We start from the raw sequence: 20,502 nt of genomic DNA, 5'->3' as shown, positions 1-20,502 counted from the left end.
GGATTCGGCAGTCGACGATGCAGGCGCCCTTGCCGGGTTCGAGCGCGAAGACGGGATTCATGTCCAGCTCGCGGATTTCGGGAATCTCCTCGACCATGAAAGAGGTCCGAAGCAGGAGTTCCTCGAGAGCTTCTATATCCGCCGGCGCGTGGCCGCGGTAGCCTTGCAGCAGCTTGAAACCCTTGATCGAGCGGACCATTTGGGCGGCATCCTGAACGCTCAAGGGAGTGATGCGGAAATTCACATCCTTGAGGACCTCCACGTAAACGCCGCCCAACCCAAAAGCGATCAGCGGTCCGAACAGCGGATCTTCTGTGACCCCGACCATGACCTCGGCCACGCCGGCAATCATCGGCTGGACCACCACGCCGTTCATGGCATCGGGATGTGACGACTCCCGGACCCGAGCCTCGATGGCGGCGAAGGCTTTACGGACCGCTTCTTCGTTCTTGAGGTTGAGCAAAACTCCGCCGACTTCCGTTTTGTGAACCAGCTTGATGGAATCGAGCTTGACGGCGACAGGGTATCCGATTTGTTCCGCGATTTTGACGGCTTCATCGGCCGTCTTGGCCACACCGCCCGCCGGAAGCGGAAGTTTGAATGCCGAGAGGATCTTGCGGACCTCCTCGCCCAACAGCCAGCCGCCGTTACGTTCTCGAATGGCTTTCTGGCAGATCGCCCGGGCGGCCGCCACGTCGACATCGTCGAAATCCGGAATGACGGCCGGAGGAGCGCTCCGCCACTCAGCATACCGGACGACCTTGCTCAACACGCGCGCCGCGGATTCGGGGAACAGGTATCGCGGGAGGGTTTCGCTGCCGACCTTCATGGGCACGTTCGCGTGGTCTTCCGTCATCATGACCGCGATGACCGGTTTGTCCTTTGCGCCCGCCGCGCGACCGGCGGCAACGCCCTCCGCCACCGCCTCCATGATGGCTTTGTTGTCGGCCGTTCCGACGGGGATATAAATGACGATGACGGCGTCGACGTTGTCGTCGCGCATCACCAGCTCAACCGTGCGCCGGAAATGCTCCGGCGGCGCGGAGGCAATCATGTCGACTGGGTTGTTGAGCGCCGCGGCGGCCGGAAGGAACGTTTTGAGTTCGGCACGCGTTTTTTCCGAGATGATGGGCACCTCGAGGCCGCCGGCTTCGCATGCGTCCGTGCAAAGAATGCCGGGCCCGCCAGCGTTCGTCACAATGCCCACACGCTTGCCGCGCGGCAGCGGCTGGTTTGCCAGGGTTGCCGCCAGATCAAACATCTCTTCGAGTGTCTCGGCGCGGATGACGCCCGTTTGTTGAAAGAGAGCCTCGGTGGCCACATCGCTGGCGGCCAGCGCCGCCGTATGAGAACCGGCGGCCCGGCTCCCGGCGCTGGTCCGCCCGCTCTTCACGCAGACAATGGGTTTCGTCATCCCTACGCGGCGGGCGATGCGCGCGAACCGCCGCGGATTACCGAATGATTCGAGGTACAGCAGGATGACATTCGTTTGCGGATCTTCCTCCCAATACTGCAACAGGTCGTTGCCGGTGACATCGGCTTTATTCCCCACGCTGACGAAATTCGAGAGCCCGAGATTCAGTTTGGTCGCCAGTTCGAGGATGGCAATGCCCAGCGCGCCGCTCTGCGAGGACATCGCAATGCTGCCGTGCTTTGGATAGGTCGGTGAGAAGGATGCGCCGAGCCGGACCTGCGGGTCGGTGTTGATCAGGCCCAAACAATTCGGCCCGACCATGCGCATGCCATAGCCGCGGACCTTTTCCACCAGCGCGGCCTGGAGCTTTTTGCCCTCATCGTCTGTTTCCGCGAAGCCGGCCGTGATGACTACGAGCGCCTTCACCCCGCGTGCGGCGCAGTCGTCCACCACCCCCAACACAAATTGCTTCGGCACCACGATAATCGCAAGATCCACCGGTTCCGGAAGGTCGCGGACAGATTTGTAGGCGCGGATCGAACAGACCACCGTTGCCTTTGGGTTCACCGGATAGATCGGGCCGTTGAACTGCGCCTGAAGAAGTTGCTGCATGATTCGATAGCCCACGCTTCCGGGCTCGCGGGAGGCGCCCACCACCGCGACGGCGTTGGGTTTGAAAAACGGCCGAATCGACGCGTTTGTGAAAATGCGGTCCCGCATTTCGGACCGAAGGACGCTCTCCTGCCGCGGCGTGACGGCCAGGTCCACCTCCACCAGGCCGTCCCGGAGCTGTTCGCGCATCTCGAAGCCCGAATTGCGGAAGACTTCGAGCATCGGCTGGTTGTTGGGACTGGTGATGGCAACAAATCGCACGAACCCGTTCGTCACCGCGATGACCGCCAAACGCTCCAGCAAAATTGTGCCAATGCCCTTTCCCTGAAACTCGTCGTCCACGGCAACGGCGAATTCCGCCGTCTTTTCGTCGTGCGCAATGTAGGAGCCCGTCGCAATGATGCTTGGCGCGCCGTCGGTTACCCGGCTGACGAGCATGGTCACCTGCTTCCGAGGATTGGACGAATCGCATAGCGAGGCGATCATGTCCATCCCGGGCTTGCTGTCGGAAAAGAACCGCTGGCGCCTCGACTCCGGCGAAAGCTGCTGGAAAAATGCAGCGACGGCGTCCGCATCCGAGGGCTGACTCAATCGAATGGTGGCTGTGGATCCATCTCGAAGGATGATCCGCCCGCTGGCGGCAGAATCTTGATAGAGGGCGGGAAGAAAGAGCGGCTTGAAGGTTTTCATAGGTTATTCCTGAAACAGAGGATAGTTTCGAAAATTTTTTCTGGTCCTTTTGGGCGGAGAAATCAACTGAAAAGCCTAAAGCGGGAAAAAATCGGGGATTCCCCGATAGGGGCCCATAAGGACCTTTTTGCGTCATCTCGGCGGCAGACGGTTCTGGCGCCGAGATCGACGTTATTTAGCGAGGATGGGTCAGCGCAGGCAAACCTTCAACGCATCCGGCAGGGTCGGACAGGCAAACTGGAAGCCGGCACGGCGCAGGGCCACCGGCTCAACACGCAGGCTCGCCAGCAGACTTTCGCGCGCCAGGTCGCCCAGCAGGAGTTTCAGCGCGAATCCGGGCACGGGCAAAAATGTGGGCCGCCGCAAGGCGCGGCCCAGCGCTCGGGCGAATTCACGATTGGTCACCGGCTCAGGCGCCACGGCGTTGACTGGCCCCCGAAGCGCCTCTTTCTCCAGACAATAATTGATGGCGGACAGCAGATCGCCGAGCTCGATCCAGCTCATGTATTGCTTCCCGCTCCCTAGCGGTCCCCCGAGTCCAAGGCGGAACGCCGGAAGCATGATTTTGAGAGCGCCGCCCGCGGGCGAAAGCACCACGCCAATCCTGAGGTTCACTACGCGAATTCCGGCATTCGATGCCAGTTCGGTCGCTTTCTCCCAGTCCACGCACACGGAAGCGAGAAATCCGTGGCCGGGCGGGGATTGTTCGTTCAGCCAAGTATCCCCCCGGTTGCCGTAATAGCCGATCGCCGATGCGCTGATGATCACCCGCGGCCGATGCGTAAGCCCGGCGAGCGACTCCATCAGGAACTCCGTCGCGGGCACGCGGCTTCGATAAATGCGCTGTTTTTTGGACTCGGTCCACAATCCCAAAATGGATTCGCCCGCGAGGTGGACCACCCCGTCAAGGCGCTCCAGGCCCGAACGCTCAATACGACCCGCCGCCGGATCCCACATCAAGTCCCCGCGAGAGCGGTCAGGATCCTTACGGACCAATCGGATGACGTAATGCCCACACGCTGTCAAATGCTGCACCAGCGCGGAGCCGATCAACCCGCTTGAACCGGTGACCAAAATCTTCATAGTGAGACAAACTGTAGGACGCGTTAGGGCGGATGTCGAATCACGTGTCAGATGCTATCTATGTGCCGCCGAGCGGCCCGCCGCAGGGCCCGGGCCCAAGCCGCGAAATCTACGCGGCGATGGGCGAAGAAAATATATTCCGAATGTGCCGGGATTTTTACGACGAGATCGGCCGTTCGCCGATCCGCCCGCTGTTCTCAGACGATCTGCCCGCGGCGTCGGAAAAACTCGCCGCGTTTCTGGTCGGCATCTGCGGCGGACCGCCGCTCTACCATCAAAGGTACGGACCCCCCATGATGCGCGCGCGGCACCTCGCCTTCCCCATCGACGAAGCGGCCCGCCGCGTCTGGCTGGACTGTTTTTTCAAAGTGCTCGAGAAGGCCGACCAGTACCACTTCCCTTCCCGCCACCTTGAGGGATTCAAACGATGGCTGGAGGAATTTTCAGCGTGGATGGTGAATCGAAAGTCGAGTTGACGCCCATCTGCGGACTGGAGTCGCGCCCAGCCGCCCCTTATTCTATCCCGATGCATTGAACTGTTGAAACGAAGGACAAACCCATGGAATCCATGCCGTATCGCTGGGCCGGAGCCTACACGGCCATCGTCACCCCGTTCACCCGGTCCGGAGACATCGACTTTGAGCGCTTCAAGGATCTGATTGAATTCCAAATTGCCAACGGGATCGACGGCCTGGTGCCGGTCGGCACCACCGGCGAGTCGCCCACCCTCAACTACGCCGAACATGAACGCGTCATCGAGGTGGCTATCGAAACGGCCCGCAAGCGCTGCAAGATCATCGCGGGCACCGGAGCCAACTCGACGGCCGAGGCGTTGGAGCTGACACGCCACGCGCGCGATGCCGGCGCGGATGCGACGCTTCAAGTGACCCCCTACTACAACAAACCCAACTCGCTGGGCCTGATTCGGCACTTCACGGCCGTAGCCGAACTGGGCCTGCCGGTGGTCCTTTACAATGTCCCCGGGCGGACCGGCAAAGAAATCCCGGTCGAGGTCGTGGCAGAACTCTCCGCTCACCCGAAAATTGTCGCGATCAAGGAAGCCGGCGGGAGCGTGGACCGGGTAAGCCAGATCCTTGCCCGCTGCCAGATCGAGGTGCTATCCGGCGACGACTCGCTGACGCTGCCCATGATGTCGGTCGGTGCGGTCGGTGTCATCAGCGTAGCCTCGAATGTCGCGCCCAGGCCCATCGCTGACATGGTGCATCACGCGCTCGCCGGCCGCTGGGCGGAGGCGCGCGCCTTGCATTACCGGTACTATCGGTTGTTCGCGGATTTGTTCATCGACACCAACCCAATTCCCGTCAAGACCGCCCTCGCGATGATGGGCCGGATCGAAGAGGCGTTCCGCCTTCCGCTCTGCGAAATGTCCGCTCCTCTAAAGGCCCGCCTGCGGGAGACGCTGCAGGCGCTCGGCCTGTTGTGAACCGCTCACCCCGGGAGACCGACATGACCAACGTTGTGATCATCGGCGCCGGCGGGCGCATGGGGCAGACGCTCATCCGGTGCATCGAAAACCAGGCCGTGCCGGGCATCCGACTCGTGGGCGCGGTGGATTTGTGGGACTGCCCCCTCCGCGGTCAACCCGCGGGGAAAACGGGCGTAACCATTACCAGCGACCTCGCGGCCGTCGCCCCGGAGGCGGACGTGCTGATCGATTTCAGCGCCCACCACGGCACCGTCGGGAATGCGCCCCGCATCGCAGCGTGGGGCAAGGCCTGGGTGATCGGAACCACAGGAATCGGGCCGGAGGGCCGGTCCGCCATCGAGGCCGCCGCTCAAAAAGTCCCCATCGTCTGGGCGCCCAACATGAGCTTGGGCATCAACTTGCTGTTCGCCCTCTTGGAGCAGGCGGCGCGCGCCCTCAAGGGGAAAGGATATGACGTGGAAATCATCGAACGGCACCACCGCCGGAAGAAAGATTCGCCCAGCGGAACGGCCCTCGGGCTCGGCCAAGCGGTCGCGCGTGGCTTGGACGTGAATCTGGATGAGGTGTCCGTACACGGTCGACACGGGCTCGCCGCGCAAGACCGCCCGTCGCAGGAGATCGGGTTCCATGCGGTGCGAGGCGGCGACATTGTTGGCGATCACACGGTGATGTTTGCCGCGGACGGCGAGGTCCTCGAATTTTCCCACCGCGCAACAAGCCGCGAGACCTTTGCGATCGGCGCCCTGCGCGCCGCCCTCTGGGTCCGCGGGCGGCCGCCGGGCCTCTATTCAATGCGGGACGTCCTCGGCGTGTGATGCTTCGCCAGCTCCCAGCCGACACGCGAGGGCCGAGCTCCGTCCGCCCATGAACGCGATCCCACAGGACCCATGCCCAGAAAAACGGGCGATCGCCGCGCACGTCATCCCATTCGTCGCGTGGCTACTGCTGATGCATTTCCTCGACATGCCGCAACTGCCTCCCGCCTGGGCCTACGCAATCCGCAGCGCCGTGTGCCTGGGGCTTTTCCTCTATCTCCGGCCCTGGCAGGGATACGCGCCGCTGGCCTGGAGGCACCTGCCGCCGGCGATCATCGTCGGACTCGCCGTGTTTATCGCGTGGGTGGCGCTGGAACATCCGGCGGCGGCCCGGTTGGAACCGCTCCGAGACTTGTACCTCCGCTGGGGCGTCCGCCCGCTGGGCGAACTGCGCGAGCCGCCCGCCGCGTCACCCTATGCGCCGGAGACATGCGGTTGGCCGCTGACCTTAGTCCGCATTCTCGGCTCCGGCCTCGTCATCGGCATCATCGAGGAATTCTTTTGGCGAGGGTTCCTGTATCGCTGGATGTTCGGCGGCGACTTCCGGCAGGTCGATCCAGGTCGGTTTGCCGCGCTTCCCTTCTTCGCCGTGGCCGCGATCTTTGCTGCAGAACATATGGAGTGGCTGGCGGGATTCGCGGCCGGCCTGGCCTATGGCTGGCTGTTCATCCGGACCCGGAATATCTGGTGCGTCGCGTTCGCCCACGCCCTAACGAATCTCACGCTCGGCGCCTACGTCGTCGCGACTCGCCAGTACCAGTTTTGGTGACGCCGCCCTGTCCCTGCGCGGCGACTGCAGCGCGCATGATCCGCAGCCTGCACGCTGCGCGAGCGCGCCGCCCGCCGCCTAGCCCGCCGCCGGAACGCGCCGCCTAGTCAAAGGCGCCGAAATTTTCCATGCCATGGAAATTTCCATAGCATGGAAGCCCGTGGCCGATCATTTTCCATAGGATGGAAATTTCCATGGCATGGAAATCCGCAGCGGAGGTGTTTCCATAGAATGGAAATTTCCATGCGATGGAAATTGAGGGGCGGGTCCGAGGTTCCGGGCACTGCGCAGCCTCGCCTCACTCACAGGTAGGGCCAGAATAGCCGCGCCACTCCGTCGCGCAGGCGGATCGGCAGTGGCCGGGCATCAAGTTCGGCCAGCGTCGCCTCCCGCGCCGAGGCGATTTTCTCGTCGATCCGGCGGTTCAGCTCCGCAGCGAAGCCTTCGTGGTAGCATTCGAGGTTGAACTCGAAGTTGAGCCGCAGCGATCGCGGGTCCCAGTTGCCGGAGCCAATCAGCGACCACGCGTCGTCGACGACAAAGAGTTTCGAATGGTCGAAGGGCGGCGGCGTCCGCCATACGCGGCAGCCGCGCTCTAGGACCTGCCAGAGGTGAGCTTGGCAAGCCCAGCCGACGGCGCGCAGATTGTTGACCAGCGGGATTACGATTTGGACCTCCACGCCGCGCAGCGCGCAGGTGTTCAAGGAACTGATGAGGGCTGAGTCCGGAAGGAAATAGGGCGTGACAATCCGAACGCGCCGGCGGGCGCAGGCTAGTGCGGCGAGAATCGTGGACCGGAGCTTGTCGCGGTCCTCATCCGGCCCGTCCGGAATGCCCCGCGCCCAGATATCGCCAGCCGCGCGCGGCTCAGCAAACCACGGATCGCCCTCCAGCCGCTCGCCGGTCGTGAATGCCCAGTCCTCCGCGAAAACCGTCTGCATTTGGGCGACCGCGGGCCCCTCGATGCGGAAATGGAGATCCTGTACGCGGTCGCCCTCCCGATCGGACACCAGATGGTTTTGGCGGATGTTCATGCCGCCGGTGAAGCCCACCCGGCTGTCGACCACGAGGATTTTTCGGTGGTTGCGCAGGTTGATGTAGGGCATTCGCCAATGGAAAAACGTCGGCATGAAGGCCGCGAACTTTACGTGTCGGCGTTCCAGGGCGCCGTAGATGGTGGGGAACGAGTAGCGCGCGCCGACGTCATCGATGAGTACGCGCACTTGCACCCCGCGTTCGACCGCGTCGCCCAACGCGTCGGCAAAACGGAGACCCACGGCGTCGTGAGCGAAAATGTAGGTCGAAAGGGTCACGCTCACCTGCGCGGACTCAATGGCGGCGAGCATCGCGGGGTAGGCTTCTTCACCGTTTCGGAGCGGCGTGATGGCGTTTCCGGTGCAAAGGGGGAGGTCGGAAATCCGGCCGACTGCCTTCGATAGGGCGAGAAGGTGATCGAAGCGATCCGGCAGCGGAGCGGAGGAGGCGGTGCTCGGCGCGCCGGGCATCGGCAGCAGAACGGCGCGTCGGTCGCGCAGTAGCACCGCGCGGCGCTGGATGCGGTTGATGCCGAGGAGCACATACAGCGCGGCTCCCGCCACCGGGAAGAGCAGGATCACGCCGATCCAGGTCGTTGCCGAGCGAGGGTCCCGCTTGTAAAGGATCGCGTGAGCTGCCGCCCACACATCCAACGCGAGGATGGCCGCCGCCGCGAGATGGGGCCATGCGCCGATCCACCAATCCGCCATGCGCGGGCAGTATAAGGGGCCGTTGATGAGGCTGCCAGCAGAACGCTGATTTCCGCCCGGACGAGCCTGCGAACTTGCTGTGCCGCACCTCGAGGAGTAGCGTATCCAGTGGGGGCAGTAAGGTGAGTCAACCGATCGAGACAAGCGGAATTCCGCGGTACCTTGCCCATTACAACCGGACGGCGCTGGTGGCGGCAGCCGTTTATTTCACGTTATCGGCTATCTACATCGCCGTGTCGGACCGGCTCGCCGCGGACTGGGCGGCGGAGCCTGAGTTCTATAGAGTACTCCAGACGGCCAAGGGGATTGGCTTCGTCGGTCTCACATCGCTTGTGCTGTTCGGCTTGTTGCAGCGGTTGTTGCGGCGGATGGCGCGCGACCGGCAACGCATCGCCGAGCAGCAGGATGTCCTGGTGGCCGCGGAGCGGCGCGCGGCCATCAGCCTGATGGCGGGCGCCGTTGCTCACGATATGAACAACGTGCTCGCCGTTGGCCTGGCGAATGCGGAGATGTTGAACGCGCATGGATCGCTGGATTCCGCCGGTCGGCAAATGCTCCGCGATATCGTGGAGTCCTTCGACCGCTTGCACGAATTAACGAGGCGGATGTCGGCCCTCGAGCGCCCGGCAGAGTCGCTTCCCAAAACGAGGCAGGATCTCATGCGCGTGGTTCGGGACGCGGCAAGATGGCTGCAGCGGCACCCCGCGATGAGCGATCGGCTGCTCGCCATCAGCGGACCCAATACGGCGGAGATTGAGATACACGAGCCGATGATCCGCGATTTACTGCAAAATTTGGTGATCAACGCCGCGGAAGCCGTGCCGCCCCGCGGTCGGGTCGAAATTTGGGTCGAAGACTCGCCCGGCGAGGTGGTGATCGAGGTTCACGATAATGGGCCCGGCATTTCCGCGGAGCAACGGGAGCGGATCTTCAATCCATTTTATACAACGAAATCGTCGGGCCTGGGTCTGGGTCTGGTCTCGGCCCGCGCGATTGCCAGGGCGCATGGCGGCACCATCGAAGCTTCCGAATCGCCCCTCGGAGGCGCCTGCCTCCGCGTGAAGTTACCCAAACGAGCTTCGGGCTGAACGCTCCAGTCGCGCTGTTTTGGAACACATTGTGAGCGAAGCTCCGCCGGCGTGCCGGAAACGGTCTGCCCTCACCTCGAATTCGCCGCGCTCATAACTTTTTAGTCCGTGCGCAACTCCTTAGATATCTGGCTTACCCGTTCACTTTGGTATACGCGCGGCCTACCAAAATCCAAACCTCACTACAATCCGGAAACCCCTGATCGCCCGCTTTCTTATCCTCAACCATCACGGGCTGAAGAAAAAAGCCTTGCAGCGCCCTATCTTTCAAACTATCGAGCAGGCTCAGACAATACTGGTTGTAATCGAGGTCCTGGCATAATCATTTGTCATGTTGTGGGAAGGCGTTTTCTTATGTCATTGGTTAGGCTTTCGAAAGGTCGGACAGGAGTAGCTGGCGAATACCTGGTTGCGGCGAATTGTGCCGGTTAGGCCACATGGCTTCGATCACATTACGCAACACGCGAGGGATCGATATTCTTGTATCCAACGCGTCTGCGACGAAGCCGGTCGCGATCCCGGTAAAAACAAATCAGGGAAAAGAACCTCGCTGGGTTCTAAACAGGAACGCCGAGAAGTGTCAATCTGATCATCTATTCTATGTATTCGTAAATCTAAAGGAGGATCGACAGCGGCCCGATTCTACATCGTTCCAAGCGGGAAAGTCGCTGAGTTTGTTAGGAACGATCATAAAAAATGGCTGGAAACGCCTGGAAGGAAGGGCCAAGCCCACCGGGATAGCCCCGTGAGGAAATTTCGCGATCCCGAAAGACACTATTTGGAACGATGGGACCTCTTGGGCCTTTGAAGCTCTTTTGAAACGTTGACGGCCTGAGGAAAGCGCGCCACGGAATCATTGGCCTGATTCGACAAATCACGCCGTCGGTCGGTGACAGGGACCATCGCTGGCGGCGCGGGCAATTGAATCCTTGAAAAGGTTTCGAAAGGACGATATGCTCTTGAACAGCGATCGAAAGGTGCGCAATACTACAGGCGGGGTCAAAATCCCCAGGTCGAACAATGGGCTTTTCTGTATGAATGACCCGGCCGCAAGCTCAAAATCGACGGGAAAATAATGGGAAATGAAGAGATAAAGAGAATCTGGGTGCCGCAAGCAATCGCGAGCGTGATGCTCCTGGGGGCGCAGAGTCGGGACAACCCGTATGGGTATTACATCCTGCTTCGCTACGTCTGCTGCGCTGTTTTCGCCTATCTCACAGTCCTGGCCATCAGACAGCGGAATGAGCAATGGGCATGGATTCTTGGAGTTATTGCGGCAATCTACAACCCCATCTTTCGGGTCGGGCTGGACCGTGAACTCTGGTCCATCGTTAACGTTGTGACGATCGGAATCGCTATCGCATCCGTATTTGTCCTATCGCCAACGCAGAAGAGCCGGTGAACCACCGTCTGGGACTCCGTGCTCCATGACTTCACCGTCTCGCTCCAAGGGCAGACAAGTTTTGTAGCTCCCATCTCGGTGATTATTTCTCTCACCCAGTTTATCCTCATGTTCGCCGAAAACGGAGCCGTTAGGTGGATAGCAATACGGTGCCCGCAAATGTTGATCGAAAACGAATTTCTGAAATATCGCAAACCATCGCGAACCGATGGGCTTTGTCAATGCGGGGGTGATCACGTCCAATTGCGGGATACGCGCTGACGCGACAATTGCGGCAAGTTTTTCATAGCTAAAGTAGATATCGAAAACGTTATCTAGATGAATCTTAGGTCGATTATGGGTCTCAACCGGTAGAAATCAGGGCGGGATAGATTGATTTGAAAATTTAAGCGCAAATTTAAGACAATCATCGAATAGGCATGCCGCTCAAGTTTTGAACGCTCAAGGGGGTGACGCCGCTCAAGCCTAACGTTTTACTCCTCAGAAAACTGTTTCGATCTTTGAAATAGCATGTAGGAGCGGGCACGTGATTATTCGCCGAGAATGCAGTAAGGAACATTCGGCACGAGTTCAGTGTCAGGAAATGCTGAGAACGATAAGACCTCAACACCGAAGCCCTCCTGGATAAGGGCTCATTGAATACTTGAAGTGGGAAGGGAAAAAGAGAAAATCACCTTGAAGAAGGTGCATCGTGCAAAACGGGCAAAGAATAGCGGAAACGAAGCCTATCCGAATCGAGCCTTACGTAGGCGAGCACACTCAGGGGGACTCGTGCCCTCCTGAGCGATGGTGTTCGGTGAAGAGGAGGATGCTAGGATGGGGCGATACTCACACATCGCAGTTGCAGCGATGCTCGGGGTGACATCGGCGTTGTCCGACGACATCACAACACTGGATGGAAAAAAATACTCCGACGTCACGGTAATGCGCGTGGAAGCGGATGGGATCCTCGTAAAACACGCTGCAGGTATTGGGAAGTTGTGCTTCCCTGAATTGCCTCAAGAAATCCGCGATAGGTACGGTTACGACTCGGAGAAGCATCGCCGATACTACTATGCCCAACAGCAGCAGGCTGCCAAGGCGCGCCTCTATCGATTGCTTGACTCGGCGGCGATTGAGGTTGAGGCAAGGCTGAGCCGAGTTCTCGATGACGGTGCGCTGGCCTATATCACGGTTTACAAAACCTATACGTTTACAAATGTCGTCACGAAGACGCATTCCGGCAGATCCACCACCTACAACCCTTTGAGCGACACCCTCCAAACGATGCCCTCGGGCTCGCAGGGGTCCGTCGTTCGTGCCGAGGTTAAAACATTTACCATCAAAGAGAAACGACATAATCCTGTTTTCATCGTCGGTCTCCCTAGCGGTTATGTCGATGGAGATATATGGACAGGCAGACTCTACCCCATCGGGACATACATCTACACATCGATCTATAGCGACCCTAAAAAGATCAGGAAGTATGCTGCATCACCCGAGGTTGCTATTCAAAGCCTGGCAGAATGAACACGATACCTTCGCCTGCGTCCTACGGCTCTACGCCGGAAGTGTTCAGTAAAGTGCATTAGGAGTAGGAAAGGAGCACATCTTCATGCCCACGGACCGAGATAAACTTACGTCCATTCAATACTGGAATATCAGTGATGAAAGGAAGGCACAAAGGTATTACATTGCATTCTGCCTGCTGGTAGCAGCGATTCAGGACTGCTTTCTCGGGCGATGGGAAAGAGAGCGAGACAACTTAAATTGGGCGGCGACCTGCTATTATTACTCGTTGGTCCATCTAGGACGACTTCTTTGTTTCCTTGGAGTCGGTGATTTTCCTACAAGCCACGCAATGCTCCGATACTTACTTCACGCTGATTCACAAAATCGTTCAAATCGGAAACCTTCTAAATATCCGTTCGACTGGCTGAAGGCATTTGAACGTTATAATAATTTTAGAAAAGCCGACCGAATTCAGACGGTTACGGTACAACCTTCACAAAATGAGTTGCGGAATGTCATCGTTGAATATCTGGAGTCAATCGGTTTAGCTGATGCCAGAAACCAGCTATTCATTTGCGGGAAGCGGCTTTTTGCCGCTGGCCCCCTCCGAAATGATAGCAATTATGAGGCTCTACTAATCGCCCACGAATATCAGCACATCGAGATGTCATCTGCTTTTCACGAGCTTAGTAGGGCCATGGAGGAGGCCGCCGTCAATTCTCTACTTCTCGGTTGTCAGGCATTCTCCAGCTTTGTAACACGCGATAAGACGTTGGAGTCCCGACGCGAAGAATTCCTAGCCTTCACTGCCGAATATGTGAGACGCCGCATAATCGAGGCGATTTCGCGAAAGATTCGCGATAACATCTGTTTAGTATCGGACTTGCGGAGCTTAGCGGGCTCTATAGTACCCAAGCACACTGGTGGTCGGTATGACGACATAGAAGAGATGGTTTCTTTAGAGGTCTTCGACAGCAAGTCGGCACTAATGGAAGATTTCAGACAAAAAATCCATGCTCTAGCAAAAATTTCACGAACAGAGGGAGGACGGCTGACTAAGCCGCGCTGCATACCATGAATCCGTCGCAACGTTAAAATAGGCAGAATCTTGAATAAAAAGGTGATTTCGACAGTGCGAGACGCAAAGGAAAATAGCCTGTTGTCCCCGTCCCTGATAGGGGGGACACGGGTTGAAGTGATTATTGAAGCCGGATCGTCATGCGCTGCATGTAGCGCGGAAACCCCCGTCACTGCGATTGGGATACTCTTGAAACGGATGCGAAATAGGGGCAACATGCCACAGAGCGATCGAATAATATGAATCATGAAACAAAGAACAGGCGGAGGCTATCTAAAGCGGCAAGACGGTCATGTTTACACGAGTATCCCGATGCGGGCTTCATTGCTATAGGCTTAATCGAATAATCTAAGCAGGGGATACAGAATTAGGGAGGATGGGTCATGGCATTATTTGTTTATACGACGAGGGAATGTGAAGAAGATATTGATAATCACGCCGTTACACATGACATAGAGCGATTTCGCAAGCGCCTACTTCAGGCTCAAAGGACGGATCTCTTCGACAATTTTCCTCCTCCGTACATGAAGAAGCGGTTTCACCGGCAATTGCGTTTAATAGCCCGACAGTATCCGTTCTGTGACGGCGAGCATCTAATTGTTTGCTTTTTGAGGCTGTTAGTTCGCGGAAGTGCTGATTACGAAGACTTTCTAAATAATCCAAGAGAATACGGAGACCGTTATCTTGCATCGCTGGTCAATACGGCAGATTTGGAAACATGGCTGAAAGAGCAGCTTAGAGAGAATCCACCTCCAGCTAAAGCCGAGCCGACAGACATCGAGCGACGCTATTTGTGGGATGTTATGGGGGAGTCACAAACGAACCTGGCTCAAATATTCGTGTGCGAAAGCGAGGACTGGGTACGCGCGGTTACCGACAAAAAGGTGAGGAATAGATTGGTTCTTTTGGCCGAGGCGATTCTTGAAGCGTCTGAAAAAGGACCAAGCGACAATCACATAATATACGTTCGAGGACAAGGCGATATTCGTATCGTTGGCCGACTCTTTCCACATCATTCAAAGCTTTTTTTGGCGGGGCTTCTGACAGAGGTCGATGGCGAGGAATCGAGAGTCCGTCAGCGATATGCTTCGATTCTGGAACCCGAAGCAGGATCGGTCACGGAGGAACTCATTCTCCAGAATTCGATGCGTGCATATCCGAATGAATTACTGTTGGATGTAGATCTTTGGATCGACGTCGAGCAGGACGAAGCATCAAATCTTGCACTATCTCCAGAGGAGGCAACCATTCTGGAATCGGTTCATTCCCAGGTTGCGACGAATGGGGTCGTGGGATTTCCTCTCTTCATCAATGGCCGCGCGGGCAGCGGAAAATCGACCATCCTACAGTATCTATTTGCTGACTACCTTCGGCTCCACTTCTCTATGCCGGAACAACCCAGCGTCAGGCCTCCGATCTACTTTACGTGCAGCGCCGACCTTTTACAGCGCTCAATGAAAGTCGTTTCGGGACTTCTTAAATGCGGACACCGTTACGTATTGCGCCATCACCAGAGTAACAATAATAGGAATTTTAACGAAGAATTATTAAGGATGTGTTTCAGGGATTTCCACGACTTTCTGTACTCATTTCTCTCTTCCGAAGACCGTGCAGGGAGGTTCTCGCGCCGTCTGTATGTTGATCATGCTAGGTTCAAGGGTTTGTGGCAGTTGAGGTTCGGCCGCGATCCGGTGGCTATCAGAGAATACGGCCCCGATATATCTTGGCATATTATAAGAAGTTACATCAAGGGATTGAGCGTCGATGGTTATCTTGATCCGGATGAATATCGAGCTCAACCAGAAAAGGAAAAGACCGTCAGCACACAATGCTTTAAGACTGTTTATGAGAGAGTCTGGGAGAGCTGGTATCGTCCAATGTGTGAGGAGGGTTTGCACTGGGATGATCAAGATCTTGCACGACACCTGATTGAGATCGATGCGGTGAAAGCGGAATATCCCGCCATCTTTTGCGATGAAGCCCAGGACTTCACTCGGCTCGAACTGGAAATCATCTTTAGACTATCTATCTTCTCACAACGTCGCCTTACACCGCAAGAATTGAACCGTGTGCCTTTTGCGTTCGCTGGCGACCCCTTTCAGACTCTCAATCCGACAGGATTCCGGTGGGAGGCTATAAAGTCGGCCTTTGTTCAGAAATTTATTCGTTCTCTTGATCCTGCGTGCAGGTCGGGCATCCGGGATATGAATTATAGAGAGCTGTCTTTCAACTACCGCTCAACAAAAAACATCGTTCGTTTATGCAACACGATCCAGGCGCTTCGCTCTTTCCTTTTCGATATTTCGAATCTCAAGCCGCAAACAACATGGCAATATGAGCAAGAATCTCCAATTCCTTTATGGTTCGAAAAAGGGAATGATAAAGTCCTCGAGGCGCTTAGAAACGAGAAGGACCTTACAATCATCATACCCTGTTTGGAGGGCGAAGAAGTAGATTACGTTGCGAAGGACGAGTTTCTTGCCTCTGCCGTCCAACGCGACGATACAGGAGTTGCAAACAACGTTCTGAGTGCCACCCGCGCTAAGGGGTTGGAGTTCAATCGTGTTGTTTTGTATGGTTTTGGGGAAAGCGCGTTCGAGGATCTCTTGATGCCTCTCCAGAGAGACGATCTCTGGAACGTTGAACCGGAGTGGGCATTGCCCCGCGAGTATTTTATTAATCGCTTATACGTTGCGGCCAGTCGCCCAAAGCGCCGACTCTTTGTGATCGACACGCAACGAGGGTTGGATCGGCTATGGTCTTTTGCAACCGATCTTGAGACACAGCGCAAGCTATTGGCGAGGCTACGCCACAGCAGCGAGGTGTGGCGCGATAGCATAGGCCTTATCGAACAAGGTAGAGATTCAGATTGGTCGTCGGATCGCGACGGCCTCAAAGACATCGCTGAGCGCTATGAGCGCGAGGGCAAAGCCAGAAAGGATGCGTATATGCTAAGGTCCGCAGCGATGTCATATTCCGGTGTTGGGGACAACTTCAAAGCACGGCAGTGTCGTGCGTCTGCGCTGCTATACGAACGCAGGTTCAAGGAGGCTGGCGATGAATTTGCCGAGTGCGGTGATTACGATCAATCGCTGGCGGCATACTGGGAAGGTTCTGAATACGCAGCAATTGTGGAGCTTGGCAGAATCGCCGGGCGGTTACATGGTCGACTAGAGCATCGGATTTCGGATTTTATTTCGCACGCTGCGAGTCTAGAGACTGCCATTGAGTTGTTGAGGTTATTCGATGAACGGCTTACCGATCTTGGCTTTCGAAACGAATCTTTGTCTAGTCAGGCTTGGTGCACAGCCATCGGAAAGATCTTCGAAAAGCTTGTGCAAGAGATTCAACCTAACGGTGATATTAGGAAGTGGGTCAATGTAGCCTCATATGCCCGCCGACTGGCGGACATGGGTTTTGCTGTTCGACCGCGGATCCTTGGAGCTTTGTTCTTTCGCGCGCAAGACTGGACCGGGGCCATTTCCGCATGGGAACGTGCTGGCGAGACACAGTCGGAGGATTTTCGCACCGCGAAGGCACATCTGCTGGTCGGGGATATCGAGGCTGGTCGCAAGACGGATCTGTCGATCGAGGAGGCCCGAATCGTAGCGGACCACTACACGAGGAGGGATCAATTCGCGATTGCTCTCAAATACTGGAAGAAGGCGCGCGACGAGAAGGGTTTTGCTCGTGTTTGCGTGGCCGCGCTTGCCCGGGGTGACCGAAAAATCGCCTTGGAGGCGGTAGAAGCGGTTGTGGAGTTGTTCGTTGCGAGCGGCAGATGGGCGGATATGACTGACCTTTCATCTGAGGGAAGGTGGGCGCTCGTTCAAGGCGACGCCAGCAAGGCTCTGTCCTCCCTCGTGAAGGACAATGGCGACCGAATTTTGGCTAAGACGGCCCTCTGCTTGGCCGATTCTGACGGACTGGTTAAAGCCGAGGCGTCTCAAAAGCGCCGCGTGTGGGACTATCTGAAGAACTGCTTCATTAATGATATAGATTCATGGTGCAGACACACAACCCCCGATGTAGCGGGAGCTGCGATCGAAAGAGCAGGACGTGTAATTGACGCCCTTATGTTCTACGAGAATGTCATAGCATCCTCGGTGTTACTCGTGAGCAAAAGGACCGGGCTAAAGTCCGCTGGGTGAAATGCAAACGCCGGCAGGTCGAGCGCGAGGAACGCAAGAATGTTCAGAAAGCTCGCCGGTCAGCGAGCGAAGCCGAGGAGAAGCTCCGCGAGTGGGGGATCGCCGATGTGGAAGAGATTCCGGAGTTTCCCATAATCAAAGGCTTGACGGAACCGCACCCGCCGCCGGCGTCCGAACAGGAGGTTCAAGAGTCAACACCCTTTATTCCGCCGGGCGCGCGCTCTATCCCGAAGCCCGAAGCGTCGGTCGTTGCTTCAGTAAAAGCGCAGCCCCCAGAGGTGCTTCCCAATACAGAGCTGCATATGGATTGGACTGTGGGAGATTTAGCCTTTCGGTTCTCTCCGAAAGCGAGTCGAATCAACCTCGAGCATCGGCGGACATTGGAGACGGCGACCGTCCTCTTGGTCGAAAGGAAGTGCCGAAGCAACGATGTGAATTTCGTCCCCTTGAGCGAGGACTCGCTGGTTTTCAAATGCGGCGAATGGCAGATCGAGTGCGATCTTCGCGGACTGGATCAGTCCGAATTCTTCTCTTTTCGTTTTCTTGATACGGGAATCGAAATCCGTGTCCCATTCTCGAAAGAGGATCGATAGAGACAGCCCCAACTGTTGAACAAGCCAGTCGCGGCCTTTACGTTGAGAGGCTCTGTCCGACGTACAGCCGCGATTGCTGACTTTAGGGCAAACACGCAGCTTCGTCGCCGTGGGTATCTTTAGAAATACGCTGAACGGATTGAGTTATCGCTGAGCTGAGCGCGATACGGCTTGTATGCGCATGCCAGTGCCCCGATTGCGCGAAAAAACAAATAATGGAAATGAATCAGAAAGGCGGTAAATTCTTTTACAGTTATCGTTAGCCATAAGGAGAATAACCGGCGGAAAACCAACCGAGCCAAGCAGCTCGTGATTACGAGATGTATACCGGATGGCCCGTCAGCCGCGTGGTCCTGACGCTGACCGCTAAGAGATGAGAGGGTAGCCCCAAACTTATGAAAATTAGAAAGTGTTCAATGTCTGTTTATGCAAGCTCACATTTACTGATACTCAGTGAGATTGGCTGCTCAGTCATATCCGTGACTCACCAGATAACTCGCGGGGTGGACGTCCTCCCGCAGATCAACGATGAGTTCTCTGAGGAATCTCAGGATCCTTGACAACGGCGCCGAGTGGGAGGACTTTCCGGCGGAGTTCGGGGACGGGAGATCCTCCCATGAGTGCCTAAAGATTCGGGGTTATTTGATTTCATGCTGACCCGGGAGATGCGGAATCAAATTATTGGTGATCGAGGTTACAACAGCGATCGATTGGACGAGGGATTGGCCGTTCACGGCATCGAGATGATTGCGCCGATCCGATCGTATCGTAGGCCGGAGAAGCTCACGCAGGACGGCCGCTGCGCCTCTAAGCCCGACGATGGGCGGTCAAACGAACTAGTCGTATGATGGGGAACATTCGGCGCGTGGGTATCTGCTGGGAGAAATCCACCGTCCTCTATCAAGGTCTGTTCATATCTCACGCACGCTTCTTCTCCTAAAACAGGTTTAGGGTCGCCTCTAGGTCTGCGCAAGTCTCGACAGCACAGGTGGTTTCCTAATAGGGAAATGGGAACAATCACAAGGTTACTGAGGAAGTGGTCATTATCGAGAAGGCCATTCCGGAACTAAACAGAGCCCTACCAGCGCCTTTGTCGTATCCTTACCCTTTGCGAGTTCGGAATCGGGTGCGCCGTGAAGTTCGACTTATAAGAACGAGACATACTGGACGCGGCGTATAGGTGAGTGTGGCGGGCCGGTGGGTTTGGGTAGGATGAGGGCGCGGAGTGGACTTGAGGCGCCAGTATGCCGAGAGCAGCTCAGGCGCAAGCTTCGGCGGAATCATCGTCACCCGCCTCTTATGTCCCTTGCCGAACTGAATCGCCAGTTGCAGTCGTTCAAGGTCCACGTCCTTAACGCGGAGCCGCAGCAGCTCCGAAAGCCGGAGGCCTGCAGCGTACATCCATTAATCCATCAGCTGATAGGTGCCGTTGAACTGCTCAAACAACCGGCGGCATTCCTCGGCGATAAGGACCGTGGGAACTTGCCGGCCCTCACGGGCACGCTCGAAGTTGCTGAAATCGCCGGGGTCGCGCCGCAAGGCGCAGGGCATACTTGGCGGGTGGGAGGTACGATTTCTTCCAATCCTGGTGTTTCTTGAAGGTGGCCGTTGTGGCGAATTTGCCGGTTTGGCGCAACCATTATCGAAATTTGACAATCGCCTCCCTGTACGCCCGTTGCCGATTCGCAGGAATCTCGGTATGGAGCGCTGACTCCCAATCGTCAAAGATAATTGGACAATCTGCTGTCATCGGAACGTCGCGGTTTCAAGTAGTCTTTATGTGGCCATCTGTGGTTTACGGCTACATCAGCGCCCAATCCACCTGCAAAAAGCCTTCTTCATCGCCCGCCCATCCGTCTAGAACCATTGATCGCTGACAAATTTAGCCTTGTCGCGACGTTAAATCCAAAATATCATCCAAACAGAATTGCGGCCGCACCCATAGTCCGGCCAATAACACTGGTTGGTGAAGGATATGAAACGGACGGCATATCCCTTACCGATAAACATAACCGTCCTTGAACTCAACAGGAGAAGACAAAATGAAATGGACGAGAGTGATGGCAATTCTGACGCTGACCGCGCTGGCGTTCAGCGCAGCCCGAGGTTCTGATCTGGCAATTA

14 protein-coding genes are annotated in these 20,502 nt (G+C 56.8%); 10 read left to right on the top strand and 4 right to left on the bottom strand.

What is annotated here, in order from left to right; all coding sequences use genetic code 11:
* Together NZ740_10250 and NZ740_10245 are read right to left on the bottom strand one after the other, a co-directional pair.
* On the bottom strand, window positions 1–2,716 hold a 2,716-nt coding region (locus NZ740_10250; GenBank protein MCS6772383.1), incomplete at its 3' end, for a GNAT family N-acetyltransferase.
* Window positions 2,717–2,905: 189 nt separating this feature from the next.
* Window positions 2,906–3,799 carry a TIGR01777 family oxidoreductase gene (locus tag NZ740_10245; protein ID MCS6772382.1) on the bottom strand — a complete coding sequence of 298 codons (894 nt, stop codon included), beginning with the start codon at window positions 3,797–3,799 and terminating at the stop codon, window positions 2,906–2,908.
* 44 nt (window positions 3,800–3,843) lie between these two features.
* On the opposite strand from NZ740_10245, the gene NZ740_10240 reads away from it, so the two are divergent.
* The 4 genes from NZ740_10240 to NZ740_10225 all read left to right on the top strand — a co-directional run bounded on the left by NZ740_10240 (window position 3,844) and on the right by NZ740_10225 (window position 6,830).
* Window positions 3,844–4,275 carry a hypothetical protein gene (locus NZ740_10240; GenBank protein MCS6772381.1) on the top strand — a complete coding sequence of 144 codons (432 nt, stop codon included), beginning with the start codon at window positions 3,844–3,846 and terminating at the stop codon, window positions 4,273–4,275.
* Window positions 4,276–4,358: 83 nt separating this feature from the next.
* Window positions 4,359–5,243: a 4-hydroxy-tetrahydrodipicolinate synthase gene (gene dapA, locus NZ740_10235; protein MCS6772380.1), complete on the top strand. Its 885-nt coding sequence runs from the start codon at window positions 4,359–4,361 to the stop codon at window positions 5,241–5,243.
* A 23-nt stretch (window positions 5,244–5,266) separates the two neighbouring features.
* Window positions 5,267–6,061 (top strand): 4-hydroxy-tetrahydrodipicolinate reductase, encoded by a 795-nt coding sequence (dapB, locus tag NZ740_10230; protein MCS6772379.1) that lies wholly within the window; start codon window positions 5,267–5,269, stop codon window positions 6,059–6,061.
* Between the two features lie 49 nt (window positions 6,062–6,110).
* A complete protein-coding gene (locus NZ740_10225) occupies window positions 6,111–6,830 on the top strand; it encodes a CAAX prenyl protease-related protein (GenBank protein ID MCS6772378.1) in 720 nt (239 codons plus the stop codon).
* A gap of 302 nt (window positions 6,831–7,132) precedes the next feature.
* Here the strand turns inward: NZ740_10225 and NZ740_10220 are convergent, their stop codons facing one another.
* Window positions 7,133–8,575, bottom strand: a complete 1,443-nt coding sequence (locus NZ740_10220; GenBank protein MCS6772377.1) for a phospholipase D-like domain-containing protein — start codon at window positions 8,573–8,575, stop codon at window positions 7,133–7,135.
* A 122-nt stretch (window positions 8,576–8,697) separates the two neighbouring features.
* Between NZ740_10220 and NZ740_10215 the strand changes: the two genes are divergently transcribed.
* The 6 genes from NZ740_10215 (at window position 8,698) to NZ740_10190 (ending at window position 18,378) form a co-directional block, all read left to right on the top strand.
* Window positions 8,698–9,663 (top strand): HAMP domain-containing histidine kinase, encoded by a 966-nt coding sequence (locus NZ740_10215; GenBank protein ID MCS6772376.1) that lies wholly within the window; start codon window positions 8,698–8,700, stop codon window positions 9,661–9,663.
* 1,105 nt (window positions 9,664–10,768) lie between these two features.
* Window positions 10,769–11,065, top strand: a complete 297-nt coding sequence (locus NZ740_10210; GenBank protein MCS6772375.1) for a hypothetical protein — start codon at window positions 10,769–10,771, stop codon at window positions 11,063–11,065.
* A gap of 816 nt (window positions 11,066–11,881) precedes the next feature.
* Window positions 11,882–12,574 (top strand): hypothetical protein, encoded by a 693-nt coding sequence (locus NZ740_10205; GenBank protein MCS6772374.1) that lies wholly within the window; start codon window positions 11,882–11,884, stop codon window positions 12,572–12,574.
* An 85-nt stretch (window positions 12,575–12,659) separates the two neighbouring features.
* Window positions 12,660–13,634, top strand: a complete 975-nt coding sequence (locus tag NZ740_10200; protein ID MCS6772373.1) for a hypothetical protein — start codon at window positions 12,660–12,662, stop codon at window positions 13,632–13,634.
* A 383-nt stretch (window positions 13,635–14,017) separates the two neighbouring features.
* Entirely contained in the window at window positions 14,018–17,785 is a 3,768-nt protein-coding gene (locus tag NZ740_10195) for a hypothetical protein (GenBank protein MCS6772372.1), read from the top strand.
* On the top strand, window positions 17,782–18,378 hold the full coding sequence (locus tag NZ740_10190) for a type III secretion HpaP family protein (GenBank protein ID MCS6772371.1): 597 nt from the start codon (window positions 17,782–17,784) through the stop codon (window positions 18,376–18,378). Before NZ740_10195 ends, NZ740_10190 begins: the two co-directional genes overlap by 4 nt.
* 1,404 nt (window positions 18,379–19,782) lie before the next feature.
* On the opposite strand, the gene NZ740_10185 is transcribed toward NZ740_10190, so the two are convergent.
* Window positions 19,783–19,929, bottom strand: coding sequence for a hypothetical protein (locus tag NZ740_10185; protein ID MCS6772370.1), 147 nt, complete (start codon window positions 19,927–19,929; stop codon window positions 19,783–19,785).
* Between the last annotated feature and the right edge of the window lie 573 nt (window positions 19,930–20,502).

The organism is Kiritimatiellia bacterium, assembly GCA_025054615.1.
Taxonomy (GTDB): Bacteria; Verrucomicrobiota; Kiritimatiellia; order CAIVKH01; family CAIVKH01; genus JANWZO01.
Note: the sequence above shows the minus strand (reverse complement) of the source record. Positions and strands in the feature narration are given on the sequence as shown.

Excerpts from the sequence above, each read along its gene's own strand:
- NZ740_10245 (MCS6772382.1), bottom strand. The coding sequence starts at position 3,799 with ATGAAGATTTTGGTCACCGGTTCAAGCGGGTTGATCGGCTCCGCGCTG.
- dapA (MCS6772380.1), top strand. The coding sequence starts at position 4,359 with ATGGAATCCATGCCGTATCGCTGGGCCGGAGCCTACACGGCCATCGTC.
- dapB (MCS6772379.1), top strand. The coding sequence starts at position 5,267 with ATGACCAACGTTGTGATCATCGGCGCCGGCGGGCGCATGGGGCAGACG.
- NZ740_10225 (MCS6772378.1), top strand. The coding sequence starts at position 6,111 with ATGAACGCGATCCCACAGGACCCATGCCCAGAAAAACGGGCGATCGCC.
- NZ740_10220 (MCS6772377.1), bottom strand. The coding sequence starts at position 8,575 with ATGGCGGATTGGTGGATCGGCGCATGGCCCCATCTCGCGGCGGCGGCC.
- NZ740_10205 (MCS6772374.1), top strand. The coding sequence starts at position 11,882 with ATGGGGCGATACTCACACATCGCAGTTGCAGCGATGCTCGGGGTGACA.
- NZ740_10200 (MCS6772373.1), top strand. The coding sequence starts at position 12,660 with ATGCCCACGGACCGAGATAAACTTACGTCCATTCAATACTGGAATATC.
- NZ740_10195 (MCS6772372.1), top strand. The coding sequence starts at position 14,018 with ATGGCATTATTTGTTTATACGACGAGGGAATGTGAAGAAGATATTGAT.
- NZ740_10185 (MCS6772370.1), bottom strand. The coding sequence starts at position 19,929 with ATGCCCTGCGCCTTGCGGCGCGACCCCGGCGATTTCAGCAACTTCGAG.